The organism is Amycolatopsis sp. NPDC051758 (assembly GCF_044453095.1).
In the GTDB taxonomy this organism is placed as follows: domain Bacteria; phylum Actinomycetota; class Actinomycetes; order Mycobacteriales; family Pseudonocardiaceae; genus Amycolatopsis.
Genome location: NZ_JBITCJ010000001.1, coordinates 1,765,375 through 1,778,592, shown reverse-complemented (window position 1 = coordinate 1,778,592; position 13,218 = coordinate 1,765,375). Strand labels below are relative to the sequence as shown.

Annotated in this window: 11 protein-coding genes; 2 read left to right on the top strand and 9 right to left on the bottom strand. The window is 71.7% G+C overall.

Features of this window, described 5'->3' with window-relative positions:
• Positions 1 to 215: 215 nt before the first annotated feature.
• From ACIA5G_RS09155 to murJ, 7 genes are all read right to left on the bottom strand, one after another.
• Positions 216 to 1,364, bottom strand: a complete 1,149-nt coding sequence (locus ACIA5G_RS09155) for an N-acetylmuramoyl-L-alanine amidase (RefSeq protein ID WP_395921772.1) — start codon at positions 1,362 to 1,364, stop codon at positions 216 to 218.
• A gap of 282 nt (positions 1,365 to 1,646) precedes the next feature.
• Positions 1,647 to 1,970, bottom strand: coding sequence for a thioredoxin (gene trxA / locus ACIA5G_RS09150; protein WP_020642536.1), 324 nt, complete (start codon positions 1,968 to 1,970; stop codon positions 1,647 to 1,649).
• Between the two features lie 34 nt (positions 1,971 to 2,004).
• Positions 2,005 to 2,997: a thioredoxin-disulfide reductase gene (gene trxB / locus ACIA5G_RS09145; protein WP_395921770.1), complete on the bottom strand. Its 993-nt coding sequence runs from the start codon at positions 2,995 to 2,997 to the stop codon at positions 2,005 to 2,007.
• 103 nt (positions 2,998 to 3,100) lie between these two features.
• On the bottom strand, positions 3,101 to 3,901 hold the full coding sequence (locus ACIA5G_RS09140) for a hypothetical protein (RefSeq protein WP_395921769.1): 801 nt from the start codon (positions 3,899 to 3,901) through the stop codon (positions 3,101 to 3,103).
• Positions 3,898 to 4,521 carry an RNA polymerase sigma factor SigM gene (gene sigM / locus ACIA5G_RS09135; protein WP_257922722.1) on the bottom strand — a complete coding sequence of 208 codons (624 nt, stop codon included), beginning with the start codon at positions 4,519 to 4,521 and terminating at the stop codon, positions 3,898 to 3,900. The genes ACIA5G_RS09140 and sigM overlap by 4 nt, the downstream gene beginning before the upstream one ends.
• A 31-nt stretch (positions 4,522 to 4,552) precedes the next feature.
• The gene (locus tag ACIA5G_RS09130) at positions 4,553 to 6,142 is read right to left on the bottom strand and encodes a protein kinase family protein (RefSeq protein ID WP_395921768.1); all 1,590 of its coding nucleotides are present in this window, start codon (positions 6,140 to 6,142) and stop codon (positions 4,553 to 4,555) included.
• Positions 6,143 to 6,221: 79 nt separating this feature from the next.
• Positions 6,222 to 8,135: a murein biosynthesis integral membrane protein MurJ gene (murJ, locus tag ACIA5G_RS09125; protein WP_395921767.1), complete on the bottom strand. Its 1,914-nt coding sequence runs from the start codon at positions 8,133 to 8,135 to the stop codon at positions 6,222 to 6,224.
• A gap of 180 nt (positions 8,136 to 8,315) precedes the next feature.
• Between murJ and ACIA5G_RS09120 the strand changes: the two genes are divergently transcribed.
• The gene (locus tag ACIA5G_RS09120; RefSeq protein WP_395921766.1) at positions 8,316 to 8,843 is read left to right on the top strand and encodes a hypothetical protein; all 528 of its coding nucleotides are present in this window, start codon (positions 8,316 to 8,318) and stop codon (positions 8,841 to 8,843) included.
• Between the two features lie 125 nt (positions 8,844 to 8,968).
• Here the strand turns inward: ACIA5G_RS09120 and ACIA5G_RS09115 are convergent, their stop codons facing one another.
• A complete protein-coding gene (locus ACIA5G_RS09115) occupies positions 8,969 to 11,125 on the bottom strand; it encodes a DUF6049 family protein (RefSeq protein WP_395921765.1) in 2,157 nt (718 codons plus the stop codon).
• A complete protein-coding gene (locus tag ACIA5G_RS09110) occupies positions 11,122 to 11,664 on the bottom strand; it encodes an NUDIX hydrolase (protein WP_395921764.1) in 543 nt (180 codons plus the stop codon). Before ACIA5G_RS09110 ends, ACIA5G_RS09115 begins: the two co-directional genes overlap by 4 nt.
• A 100-nt stretch (positions 11,665 to 11,764) precedes the next feature.
• On the opposite strand from ACIA5G_RS09110, the gene ACIA5G_RS09105 reads away from it, so the two are divergent.
• Positions 11,765 to 13,207 (top strand): CCA tRNA nucleotidyltransferase, encoded by a 1,443-nt coding sequence (locus ACIA5G_RS09105; RefSeq protein WP_395921762.1) that lies wholly within the window; start codon positions 11,765 to 11,767, stop codon positions 13,205 to 13,207.
• Positions 13,208 to 13,218 lie beyond the last annotated feature (11 nt).

Here is a 13,218-nt window from a genome sequence, read left to right as displayed (position 1 = left end):
AGACCGCAAACGTTTGCGCCGGTGCTTCGGCGCGTCTGAAACACGGATTCCGCAGCGCGTGGACAGCTGTGGAAGAAGTGCCGAGTTATCCACAGAGCGCTGATAGGCGCGGTGGACAAGCTGTGGATGACTGCGCCAAAACCTGGGGACGGCGAGTGCGCGTCCCCAGGTGTGGTGGAGCAGGTGAAGGTGAGCCGCTAGGGGTTGTGGTCGCCCTATTCGGCCTTGGCGAGCTCGTGCGCCAGGACGTCGGCGAACGTGAACGTTCCCGTCGGCTGGTCGCCCTCGCCGAGGAGGTACAGGCGCTTGACGGCGATGAGGATGCCCTCCGCGACGATGTCGCGGAACGCCGGATCACCGAGCTTGCGGGCGTCGTCCGGGTTCGTCAGGTAGCCGATCTCGACCCGGACCGCCGGGCAGCGGGTACGGGTGAAGATGTCCCACGACTTGTAGTGCGTGCGGTTGTCCTGCAGGCCCGTGCGGGCCGCGACCTCACGCTGGATGAAGCCGGCCAGCAGCTCACCCACGGTCGACGTCGTGCCGTTGCCGGTGCCGAAGTGGAAGCTCGCGACACCCTGGGCACGCGGCGAAGGGTTCTTGTCGCTGTGCAGCGAGAGGAACAGGTCGGCGCCCGCGTCGTTGGCGAACCGCGCGCGCTCCAGCTCGGTGGGGCTGTGGTTCGGGCCGCGGGAGATCAGCGCCTCCATGCCGGTGGCCTTCATCCGGCCTTCCAGGCGGCGCGCGAGGTCCCACGCGATGTCGGCTTCACGGAGACCGCCGGCGACCACGCCGAGGTCGTCACCGCCGTGGCCGGGGTCGATCACGATGCGCTTGCCGCGCAGCCGCGGACCGGCCTGGCGCACCTGCTCCTGCTCGCGCAGGAACACGGGGCGGCCGCCCCTGGCCCGCGGCGAGGACAGGCGGTGCAGCTCGCGGATGGTCGCGGGACCGCAAACGCCGTCCGGCGTCAGGCGCATGTCGCGCTGGAACGTCCGGAGCGCGCGCTCGGTCGACGCGCCGAAGTAGCCGTCCGGGCGGCCGGCGTCGAAGCCGAGTTCGGTCAGCCGCTCCTGCAGCGTGAAGACGTCGTCACCCTGGATGGGGGCCGCGATCGCGTAGGACAGCGGGCGGCTGCCCAGGTGGTAGCTGGCGCCCTTGAGGGCCTGGAACGTCGCCTGACCCACGACGCCGTCGGTCATCAGCCCACGGCGCTGCTGGAAGGCACGGACGGCGCTCTCGGTGGCGACGTCGAACGTGTCGTAGGCGTCGGTACCGGTGACCGGCGGGAGCAGGTCCATCCCGGCCAGGATGGACCTGATCTCGGCGACGTCCGGACCGGCGTCACCGCGGCGGAGTACCCGCATGCACTCCTCGCTCTTCCTAAGGCGCCGACTCGGGGGTTCGGCGCGTGGCAAGACTTCGGGAAAACCTGCACTGGGACGGGCCCAGGTCCTCTATTGTGCCTTGCCAACTCTCGGTGACAGCGCAGGCCCGGTAGGTGCGTCAAGAGCCCGATCGTGGCGCACCTCGGGTGGCTCTTGTCACGCTGCATTCACCCACACGGGGTGCATTCCCCCGAACGACGACGGACCCGGGGTCCGCAGGAGGGTTCCCGCAGGCCCCGGGTCCGCCGGGAGCGTTTCGGCTCAGAGGACGTCGGCGAGATCCGACAGCAGCGCGGCCTTCGGCTTCGCGCCGACGATCTGCTTCACCGGCTTGCCGCCCTGGAACAGGATCAGCGTCGGGATCGACATCACCTGGTAGTCACGCGGCGTGTTCGGGTTCTCGTCGATGTCGATCTTCGCGATGGTCAGCTTCTCGCCGTTCTCCGCCGCGATCTCCTCGAGCACCGGGGCGACCATCTTGCACGGCCCGCACCAGGTGGCCCAGAAGTCGACCAGAACCGGCTTCTCGCTGGTCAGGACCTCGTCGACAAACGTCGCGTCGGTCACCTTGACGGTGTTGGACATGGTTTCTCCTTCAGGTGGTTTGAACGCCGGAAAGTCAGTTGGTGCCCGCGCCGTAGCCGCCGCCGACGAGCTCGGCCGCCTCGTGCGCGTCCGGTTCGCCGTGCTCCGCGAGCCATCGTTCCGCGTCGATCGCCGCGCTGCAGCCGGAGCCGGACGCGGTGATCGCCTGGCGGTAGGTGCGGTCGACCAGGTCGCCGGCCGCGAAGACACCGTCGAGGTTCGTGTATGTGCTCCGGCCCTGGGTGACGACGTAGCCGTCCTCGTCCAGCTCGACCTGCCCGCGCACGAGCTGGCTGCGGGGGTCGTGGCCGATCGCGACGAAGAAGCCGGAGACGTCCAGCGTCGACTCGGTGCCGTCCCGGGTGTCCTTCAGCTGCAGACCCTCGACCTTGCCGTCGCCGAGCACCCCGGTGATCTGCGAGTTAAGCTGCCACTTGATCTTCTCGTTCGCGCGGGCGCGCTCGAGCATGATCTTGGACGCGCGGAACTCCTCGCGCCGGTGGACGACCGTGACGGACTTCGCGAACTTCGTCAGGAAGGTCGCCTCCTCCATCGCGGAGTCGCCGCCGCCGGCGACCACGATGTCGTGGTCGCGGAAGAAGAAACCGTCACAGGTCGCACAAGCCGACACACCGCGGCCGAGGAGCTCCTGCTCACCCGGCACGTTCAGGTACCGCGCGGCGGCACCCATGGCGAGGATGACGGCGCGGGCGGCGTAGCGCTTGCCGTTCGCGTTGACGTACTTGACGTCCCCGGTCAGCTCCAGCGACTCGACGTCCTCCGCGCGCAGCTCGGCGCCGAAGCGCTCGGCCTGCTTGCGCATCTCCTCCATCAGGTCCGGACCCATGATGCCGTCGCGGAACCCGGGGAAGTTCTCGACCTCGGTCGTCGTCATCAGCGCGCCGCCGAACTGCGTGCCCTCGAACACCAGCGGTTCCAGCTGGGCCCGTGCCGCGTAAACGGCAGCGGTGTATCCGGCAGGACCCGACCCGACGATGATCAGGTTCCTGATTTCCTCGGCAGCCACCCGTGACCTCCGCTCGTAGTGACCCGTGTACCAGGCTCAACACGATCGTAGGTGCCCATGTTCCCCGGGGTGACAGCCGCTACTCGTCTCCTCGGCGGCGCGGTTACTTCTCCCCGACGATCTTGTCGAACAGCACGGCCGGATTCGCCGGTCCGCAGTCCGCGCCGAAGGCGACCAGGCGGAACTGGGCCAGCTTGCCGGTGGTCAGGATGATCATCACGCCGGCCTTGCCGCCGACGTTGACCGGGCGGATGCCCTCCGGCCGCACCTTCGGGTCGAGCCCGGCGGCCGCGATGCACGCGTCGAGCCGGTCCTCGTTCTCCAGCGGGCCGAAGTCGCGGACGCCGATCGCCTTGCCGACCAGGGCCTGCGCGCCACTGCCGTCGTCACCGACCGTCGGGCCGGACGGCGGCGGGGCCGCGACGTTCGGGGTGCCGGTCTGCTGCGTCGTGCCGGGGATCGCGACCGTCACCGCGACGATCGCCGCCGCGGCCGCGGTCAGGACGCCGGCGGCCCAGCCGAGCCGCTTGTTCCGGCGCCGCCGGGCCGCCGCGAGGTCCACCACCGGGGCGTCCCCGGGCCCGGCCTGCTCCGGTGCCGTCCGCGGCGCGAGCTGTGGTCGTTCAGAAAACTTGGCCGCTGCTTCGGCGGCCAAGGCCGCGTCCAGGCGAGCCGCGAACTCCGCGGGCATCGGCGGGGCCGGCGCGTCGGCGAGCGAGGCCAGGTCGGCCTGCGTCGCGTCGAGGGCCTCCAGGATCGCCTGGGCCTCCGGATCCGCGGTGACCAGCGGCCAGAGCTCGGCCGCCTGCGCGTCGTCCAGCACTCCGGCGTGGAGGTCGGCGAGCACGTCGACAGACCAGGGCGGACCGACGGTCCCCCCGATCCCCCGGCTTTCGTCCGTCATCGTCCCTCCCCGCTACCCGGCTGGCGCCCGGCCCGTTTGCTTTCGTGAGTTGGGACGTTCGCAATCGCATCGGGGTTCCGCAGGTGTCCGAGAACCTTCGCGAGTTTTCCGCGGCCCCGCGCGCACCGGCTCTTCACGGTGCCTTCGGCGATGCCGAGCATCTTCGCGGTCTCGGCGACTGAGTAACCCTCGACGTCGACGAGCAGGATCGGGGCGCGCTGGTCCTCGGGCAGCTGGTCGAGCGCCTCGCGCACGAGCAGGCTGGTCTCCCGTTCGGCCATCGAGTCGCGCGGGGTGGCCGGCTCGTTGAAGCCGGTCTCCGGCAGCGGGACGGTCGGGCGGGCCTGGCGGCGGCGGATCCGGTCGAGGCAGGCGTTCACCACGATCCGGTGCAGCCACGTGGTGACCTGCGACTCGGCCCGGAACTTGTCGGCGGCGCGGAACGCCGAGATGAACGCGTCCTGCAACGCGTCGGCGGCTTCCTCCGGGTCCCGGACCGTGCGCAGAGCGACCGCCCACATGCGGTCGCGATGTCGCTGGACGAGTTCGCTGAACGCATGAGGGTCCCCCGCGGCGTGAGCCGCTATCAGATCCGCATCCGTGGGAGCTGCAGCTGTCACCCGCAAGAGCCTACTGACCCGGTCGGGTGCGTCACCCCGCAGGCAGGAAGGTCAGGTCGGCGATTTCGGTCTGGAACTTCCCTTCCTCGCCACCCAGCTGGCTGATCCAGATGACGAAGTACTCGCCCTGGGTGGGCTGAGCCAGCGGAATCGTCGTCTCGCCGTCCACCAGATCGCCGTTTCCGACCACCTTCGTGTCCGCGAAGTCCGGGTTCTTCTCGGTCGCCGAGCGGATCTCGACCTTGGTGCCCGGCGTGCCGCCGGCCACCTTCACCTGGCTGAGGTTGATCGGGTCCTTGAAGGTGACGACCAGCCCGACCCCGGGCTTGATGACCGGGAACTGCTGCTTGTACTGCTCGGTCCGCCACTGCGTCTCGGGCTTGCCGTCGGTCGCGAACTTCGCCCGCGAGGTGTTGTCACCCTTGCCCTCGGGGTTGTAGACGGCCACCGCCTGCGGCTTCACCGCGGCGCCCACGGCGGGCGACGGCGGCGGGGCCGGCTGGCTCGAGGCGGGCGGCTGCCCGGCCGGCTGGCTCGACGCGGGCGGCGCGGCGACGTTGATCGTCGGCCCGCTCGCCTTCGAGTCACCCTGGAAGACGTTGATCAGCATCAGCCCGCCCCAGGCGAGGATGACGACGGTCGCGACCACCAGCACGGTGACGCCCAGCGCGAGCTTGCGCCGCCGGGCGACGTCCTTGACCGGCTTCTTCGTCGTCCAGACCGTGCCTTCGCCCTCGGCCGGGTCACCGCCGACGGCCTTGATCAGCTGGGTGCGCTCTTCCTGCTCGGCGACCTGGTCGAGCATGCGGAGGATGGCCGCGCTGGTGCGGATGCCGCCGTTGCCGCCGTCCTCGATCGTGCGGACGGCCAGCGACGACAGGTCGGCGGGCACGGTCGGGATCAGCTGCCGCGGCGGCACGATCCCGCCCTGCGGTGTGGTCGGCGCCGGCTGGATGGCGGGCGGGCCGCCGGGCAGCGCCCAGCGTCCGGTGAGCAGCAGGTAGAGGACCGCGCCGAGCGCCTTGACGTCGTCGCGCAGCGTCGCCTCCGGCAGCGGGCCGGGGAACGCGAGCTTCAACGCGCCGTTCGGCGTCAGCCGCAGCCGCTGGGGGTGGTCGAGCCCGAGCACGAGCCCGTTCTGGTGGGCCTGCTCGACGGCTTCGGCCAGCGCCTGCACCATCCGCGCGGCGGCGCCGGGGGCGACCGGCCGCTGCGCGACGAGGTCGACCAGGTCGCTGCCCTTGGTCCATTCCGCGACGACCACGCCGAGCAGACCCTCGCTCGAGGTGATGCCGCTGCCGAGGGCGAGCACGTCGAGCACTCGGGCGACACCGCCGTGGCCGAACTTCGACGCGTGCGTCGCGCGTTCGAGGGTGCGCCGCGCGAGCCGCGCGGCTTCCGGGTCCGCCGGGTCGCCGACCAGCAGGGTCAACGCGACATCGCGCTTCAGCTGGCCGTCGCGGGCGCGCCAAAGGTGCGCGTCACCCCGCTCGTCCACGCCGAACTGCGCGAGGAGGCGGTAGCGGCCGTCGCCGACCACGCGCCCGGGGGCCAGCGATCCGACCTGGGCCTTGCCCACGTGGTTCGCACCCCCCGCCTGTTCGCTCCGCCTCGTGTCCACCCGCACTCTCCCGTTAGCTCCCCGCTCCAAGGTTACCCAGAATACGACGCGGGAGTCGTCGCCATCCGTACCGGAATCGTTACCCCCGCTTGATCAACCGGGTGAACCTCGACGTGGCCGGTTTCAGCTCCTCCACCTTCAGCGCCATGAGCACGCCGAACGAGACCGTGATCCCGACGATGCCCTGCAGGAAGAGCTTCACCCAGGCCTGCAAAGTGGGCCCGAACGAGTCCGGCACGATCGAGCCGGCGACCCACGCGGCGCCGACCCCGAGCCCGCTGGCCACCACCGTGAAGAGGATCACGCCGATCACCCGCTTGCTGCGCAGGTTGCCCAATGTCACCCAGAGCCACACCTGGCCGAGGATCGCGCCGACCACGAACGTCAGCGCGTTCACCATCATGACGCCGAGCACGACGTTGTCCGGCGACAGCAGCACCGGGCACAGGTACAGCAGCGGCACCTTGACCAGCGTCATCACGATCATGATCAGCGTCGGCGTCCGCGCGTCCTTCATCGCGTAGAAGACGCGCATCTGGAGCATGACCAGCGCGTACGGCAGCAGCGCGAACGCCGAGATGGCCAGCGCGTCGCCGAGCCGCTCGGCGGTGTCGACGGTGCCCTTGCCGAAGGTGAACAGCGCGATGCCGATCGAGCCGCCGACCACGGTCATCACCGCGGAGATCGGCACCAGCATCACCGTCGACATCCGCGACGCGTAGGAGAGGTCGCCGATCAGCTTCTTGTGGTCGCCGTCGGCGGCCGCACGGCTCATCCGCGGCATGATCGCGGTCAGCAGCGAGACGCCGATGACGCCGTACGGCAGCTGGAAGAGCAGCCAGGCGTTGCTGTACGCGGTCACACCACCGGGTGAACCGCTGGTCAGCACGCGCGTGTTGATCGTGTAGCCGACCTGGCTCACCGCGACGTAGCCGAGGATCCAGAGCGCGAGGCCGCCGAACTCCTTCATCTGCTTGTCGATGCCCCAGCGCCACTTGAACCGGAAGCCCGACCGCAGCAGCGGCGGCACCAGCAGGATGGCCTGGGCGATGATGCCGCCGGTGACGCCGATGCCCAGGGTCAGCACCTTGGGGTCGGTGATCGACGGGGACGTGGTGTTGATGTCGCCCGGCATGATCCAGACGACCAGGATCGTGAAGATGACGACCAGGTTGTTGATCACCGGCGCCCAGGCCGTCGGCCCGAAGATCTGCTTCGCGTTCAGCACCGCCGAGAGCAGCGCGAACATGCCGTAAAAGAAGATCTCCGGCAGCAGCAGGTAGGCGAACGCCGTGGTCAGGCCCGAACTGGCCTTGCCGGAGCCGTCGACGTACAGGCCGGTGAACGCCGGGGCCGCGAGCACCGCGACCACCGTGCCGACCAGCAGCAGCGAGAACGCCACCGTGATCAGGCGCTGGGTGTAGGCCGTGCCGCCGTCGGGCTCGTCCTGCGAGCGCACCAGCAGCGGCACCACCACGCTGGCGAGCACCCCGCCCATCAGCAGCTCGAAGATGATGTTCGGCATCGTGTTGGCGACGTTGAACGAGTCGTTCGCGATGCCCTGGCCGATCGCGCCGACCAGCAGCAGCTTCCACAGGAACCCGGTGATCCGGCTGATCAGCGACGCGATCGCCATCCGGCCGGACGCCTTCGCCAGCGACGGCGCCTTGGCCGGGGCCGCGGCTTCCTTGCCGGGTTCGACCGGCTTGACGAGCGGCGTCTTGAGCGCCGGCATGACCTGGGTGGCCAGCGCGTCGTACGGGCGCATGACGTCCGGGTCGGCGACCGGCCAGCGCGAGTTCATCGGGACGCCGGCGGTGCGCGGGATGAACCGCGTCGCCTCCGGGTCGGGCGGTCGCTGGGCGTCCTCCTGCCACGGCCGGACCGGCGCCGGCCGGCGCGCGCCACGGCCGCGGGGCGGCACCGGCACCCCCTGGGACGGGGTGCCGGTGGCGGGCGTGCCGGGCGCCGGGGTGCCCGGAGGCGGTGTCATCGGAGGCGGCGTCACGGGGGGTGGCAGCGGCGGGGCGGGCTGCGGCAGCCGGCCCTGGGCCGACGGCTGGGCGGGTGGCCCCGCCGGCGGCGGCACCGGTTGGACACGGGTGGGCGCCGGACCGCCGGCCGCCCGGGGCGGCTGGCCGGCGCGCGGCGGCGGGCCCTGGGGCGGCGGTCCTTGCGGAGGTGGCCCCTGGGGCGGCGGACCCGGCGGCGGGACGCGCCGGGCCGGGCGGCCGTCGCGGACCGGGGCCTCGTCGTGGGCGGGCCAGCCGTCGTCGCGGGCCGGCCGGCCGGGTGCGTCGTCACGCGGGGGGCGCTGGTCGCGGACCCGCCCGTCGTCGCGCGGCGGACGTCCCTCACGGGGAACGTCGTCGCGTCGCCGGGGCGGCGGGCCGTCTTCGCGGGCCGGCCGCCGCGGCGGGTTGTCGTCACGAGCGGGCCGGGCCGGGGCGTCGTCGCGGACGGGACGCCGGGGAGGCACGTCGTCGCGCCGGGCGCGCTTGTCGCGGACCGGCGCCTCGTCGGGCGCCGGCATCTGGCGGGTGTGCCCGTTGCGGGGCGGCTGACGACGGCCGCGCTCGGGCGGCGGCTGCTGCGGGGGCGGCTGGCGGCGGGGCGGCTGCGCGGCCCGCGGCGGCCCGTCACCCCGTTGCGGGGGCGGTGCGCCTTCGCGCCGAGGACGACTCGCACGCTCGGGTGGTAAGCCCGGCTCTCTCTCCAACGCGTGCCCAATCCTCGGTGCTCGAACCCCGGTGCCGCGGCCTGGTGCCGCGCACGTGCGGACCAAGGGTAATCGGGAACCGGCCGAAGCACTCGAAGGCCGACGGATCAGTCGACGACGTCGCGACCCGTCCGGGCGTCCTTCACCCGCCGGTAGATGCGCCGGGAGGCGAGCAGAAGCAGGGCCACACCTGCGGCGACGGTCGCGATGATGGTGATCGCGCCGTACTCCGTCGACGTCAGCTCGAACCGCGCGGATGACCCGAGCGGGGTACCGGTGGGCGTGCTCAACGACACATCGACGCTGAACCGGCCGGCCCGCAGCGCCTCCACGGGGAGGAAGTACTGCCGGCCGCCGCCCGCGGGGAACGACACCTGCTTGGCTTCGTCCGCGCGCAGGCCCGTGTTGTTGTTGAGCGAGAACCGCGCGTTGATCCCGACCGGCAGGTCGTTCACCACGTACACCGGCAGCGGGGAGTTGCCGGACGCCAGCGCGATGATCTGCTGCGGCTGCCGGACGCTCACCCGGTCGCTGATGGCCCCGATCTCGGCCTGCGCGTTCGCGGTCGCCGCGTCGGCCGACAGGCCCCGCCAGCCGGTGGAGGCACCGCGCAGCTCGGCCAGCCGCACCGAAGCGACGACGTCCTCCGGTTTCACCCGCTTGGTGGGGTCCAGCTGCATCGCGGACGCCATCCCGGCGGCCTGGTCGTCGAGCTTCGTCAGCGTCGAGACGACGGCGGGGTCGACGGCCGCGTCGGGGTTCTGGCCGCCGTCGCCGACCGCGCCGGTGCCCGCCGGGTCCGCGGACAGCAGCGACGGGAGCGACTCCGCCGTGACCACCCCGGCGTCGAGGAACTCACCGACCTGCTGCAGGTACGCCGTGAGCTCGGTGGCCGGGGCGTCCCAGCGCCGCGGCGGCGCGACGAGCAGGTGCTTCGGGCGCTCCTGCCCGGCCGGCAGGCCGAGACCGGCCCGGAAGGCGAGCGCGCCGAGCCCGTTCTGGCCGGCGATCGCCCGTTCGGTGCTCGCGGCCACGGTGACCGAGTCGGGCACGCTCGGCACGCCGGTCATGGCCGCGGAGATCAGCGAGTCCGTCGGCTGGGCCCGGACCGCGCTGCCCTGCACGGTGACCCCGCCGCCTCCGCCGACGGGGGCGAGCTTCGCCGCGTCCGTCAGGACGGTCTTGACGCCGGCCTGGGTCAGGGCGGTGAGCACCGCCTCGTTGAGCGTGCCGTCCGGCCAGAGCACGCCGGTCTGCGGCGTGACGCCGGCCAGCTGCTGGATCGTGGCGGCCGCCGCGGCCGCCTGGGCGACCAGGACGGGGTCGCCGGGACGGATCCGCGCGACGGTGTTGAGGTCGGCGTCGGCGAAGGGCAGCGCCACCACGCACCGGCCGGTCAGCAGGGAGCGCAGCGAGGTCAGCCACGTCTTCGCGGTCTGGACGCCCTTGCCGTCGATGTTCCCGTTCTCGGTGTGCACCCGGTAGCCGCGGCTCATCGAGTCGACCGTGGCCAGCAGGTCCGGGTCGAGCGCGAAGCACATCGACTTCGCGAGGTCCGAGTCGCCGTGCACGGCCGTGGACGCGGCGGTGACCAGCGCGTTCAGCCGGCCGTCGGGGCCGATCTCGTCGGCCAGCCGGTCGTCGCGCAGCACCAGCGGCTGGCCGTACGGCGCCGCGTAGACCTGGGGGACGTTGCTGGTCAGCGGCCAGAGCAGGGTCATGCTCGGCGCGCCCGCCGACGAGTGCCCGGCCGACTTGCCCGGCCCGGCCAGCACCGGCATCAGCATGCTGACCGCGCCCAGCCGCGCGGGCCCGCCGAACTCCGGCGTGCCGTTGACGTTCACCAGCAGCGGGTAGACGCCGGGGCGGCTGAACTGCGCGGCCTTCGAGCCGGTCAGGTTCACCGTGATGTTCAGCGGCGCGCTCTGCCCGGGCTCCAGCGCGTCCGCGACCGAGCTGAAGTCGGTCAACGGGGAGTCCTTGATGACGGCGCCCGACAGCACGTCGTTGACCCCGCGCGAGGTCGTGACCCGATCGCCGACCTGCAGCCGCACCTGCGGCCGGTTGACCTTGCGGTCGCCGGTGTTGGTGACGGTGCCGGAGACGGTCAGCGTCGTCGTCGAGCTGGTCACCACGCGCGGGGCGAGCTGGGTCAGCTCGACGCGCAGGCGGGCGCCCTCCTCCGCCTGGGCCACCGTGGCTCCGGTGAGGGCGGGCACGGCCAGGAAGAGGACGGAAAGGAAGGCTGCGGCGAACCGCTTCACTCGGGGGCTCCCTCAGGGGCGTGCTCGTCTCGTCCGAGGACGTCCGGGCGCGCGAAAAGTTCCTTGGCCTTCCGGACGAGCTTGCGCTCGTCGGAGTAGGCGAGTTTGGTCTCCAGCTCGGCCAGCGGGACCCAGGCCACCTCGGTGACCTCGACGTCTTCGTCGGAGAGCTCGCCGCCGAGCGCTTCGAGCAGGAAGTGGTGGACGGTCTTGTGGATCCGCCGCTTCTCGGCCACGAACCAGTAGTCGATGGTGCCCAGTGGCCGCAGGACACGCGCGGAGATGCCGGTTTCTTCCTTCACCTCGCGCACGGCCGTCTGTTCCACCGTCTCACCGTCCTCGATGTGGCCCTTGGGCAGCGACCACAGCAGTCTGCCGTGCCGGTCGAGCCGGCCGATCAGCACCGCCTGTTCGCGCGCCGCGTCCATCACGAGGCCACCGGCCGACGTCTCGTCGACCGTGGTCAGGCGCCTGCCGCGCTGACGCCTGCGCCGCCTCCGCGGCTTGGAGGCGCCGGGACGGCCGGCTGATCCAGACATGCTGCGATGCTAGAGCAAACGGTTGCCCCGGTAGGCTGGCTCTCCGTGTCCTGTCCGGCGGTGCCTGTAGTAATCGCACCCGACAAGTAGTGGGATTTTCGTGAACGACGTGGTCGCCAAGGAGAACGCGGTGGTCGAGCTGATGCGGCTCTCCCCCCTGGCGGACGAACTGGCCGAGAGGTTCGCCCGGGCCGGGCACCGCCTGTACCTCGTCGGCGGGAGCGTGCGCGACGCGCTGCTCGGCCGGCGCTCCGGCGACCTCGACTTCACCACCGACGCCCGGCCGGACCGGGTGCTGAAGATCGTCAGCGACTGGGGTGACGCGGTCTGGGACGTCGGGATCGCCTTCGGCACGGTCGGCGTGACGAAGAAGGGCATGCAGCTCGAGATCACCACGTTCCGCGCGGACAGCTACGACCGCGTCGGCCGCAACCCCGAGGTCACCTTCGGCGACAGCATCGAGGGTGACCTGCTGCGCCGCGACTTCACGGTCAACGCGATGGCGGTCGAGCTGGGGTCGAAGACGTTCATCGACCCGCACGACGGCCTGAGCGCGCTGAAGGAGAAGGTGTTCGACACGCCGGCGACGCCGCAGGAGTCGTTCGCCGACGACCCGCTGCGGATGCTGCGGGCCGCGCGCTTCGCCGCCCAGCTGGGCTTCACCGCCGCGCCGCGGGTCGTCGACGCGATGACCTCGATGGCGAACGAGATCGACCGGATCACCGCCGAGCGCGTCCAGGCCGAGCTGTCCAAGCTGCTGCTGGCCGACGACCCGCTCCCCGGGCTGGAGCTGCTGGTCGACACCGGGCTCGCCGACCGGGTGCTGCCCGAGGTGCCCGGGATGCGGCTGGCGATCGACGAGCACCACCAGCACAAGGACGTCTACCAGCACTCCCTGACCGTGCTGACCCAGGCGATCGAGCTGGAGAAGTCGCACGAGCCGGCGTCCGAGCCGGACCTGATCCTGCGGCTGGCCGCGCTGCTGCACGACGCCGGCAAGCCCGCGACGCGGGAGTTCCAGCCGGGCGGCGGGGTGAGCTTCCACCACCACGAGGTGGTCGGGGCGCGGATGGCCCGCAAACGTTTGCGGGCGCTGAAGTTCTCCAAGGAGATCATCGACGACGTCTCCCAGCTCGTGTTCCTCCACCTGCGGTTCCACGGGTACGGCAAGGGCGAGTGGACGGATTCGGCGGTCCGCCGGTACGTCACCGACGCCGGCCCGCTGCTGACCCGGCTGCACAAGCTGGTGCGGGCCGACTGCACCACGCGCAACCGCCGGAAGGCGGCGGCGCTGCAGGCGACCTACGACGACCTCGAGGCCCGCATCGCCGCGCTCAAGGCCAAGGAGGACCTCGACCGCGTGCGGCCGGACCTCAACGGCGAGCAGATCATGGAGCTGCTCGGCCTCCAGCCGGGCCCGGACGTCGGCAAGGCGTGGAAGTTCCTCAAGGAGCTGCGGCTGGACCGCGGGCCGCTGGAGCACGACGACGCCGTGGCCGAGCTGAAGCGGTGGGCGGCCGAACAGGGAATCGGAAACTTCTGACCAACTCGCGA

Excerpts from the sequence above, each read along its gene's own strand:
- ACIA5G_RS09155 (WP_395921772.1), bottom strand. The coding sequence starts at position 1,364 with ATGCGGGTACTCCGCCGCGGTGACGCCGGTCCGGACGTCGCCGAGATC.
- ACIA5G_RS09140 (WP_395921769.1), bottom strand. The coding sequence starts at position 3,901 with ATGACGGACGAAAGCCGGGGGATCGGGGGGACCGTCGGTCCGCCCTGG.
- trxA (WP_020642536.1), bottom strand. The coding sequence starts at position 1,970 with ATGTCCAACACCGTCAAGGTGACCGACGCGACGTTTGTCGACGAGGTC.
- murJ (WP_395921767.1), bottom strand. The coding sequence starts at position 8,135 with ATGACACCGCCTCCGGGCACCCCGGCGCCCGGCACGCCCGCCACCGGC.
- ACIA5G_RS09110 (WP_395921764.1), bottom strand. The coding sequence starts at position 11,664 with ATGTCTGGATCAGCCGGCCGTCCCGGCGCCTCCAAGCCGCGGAGGCGG.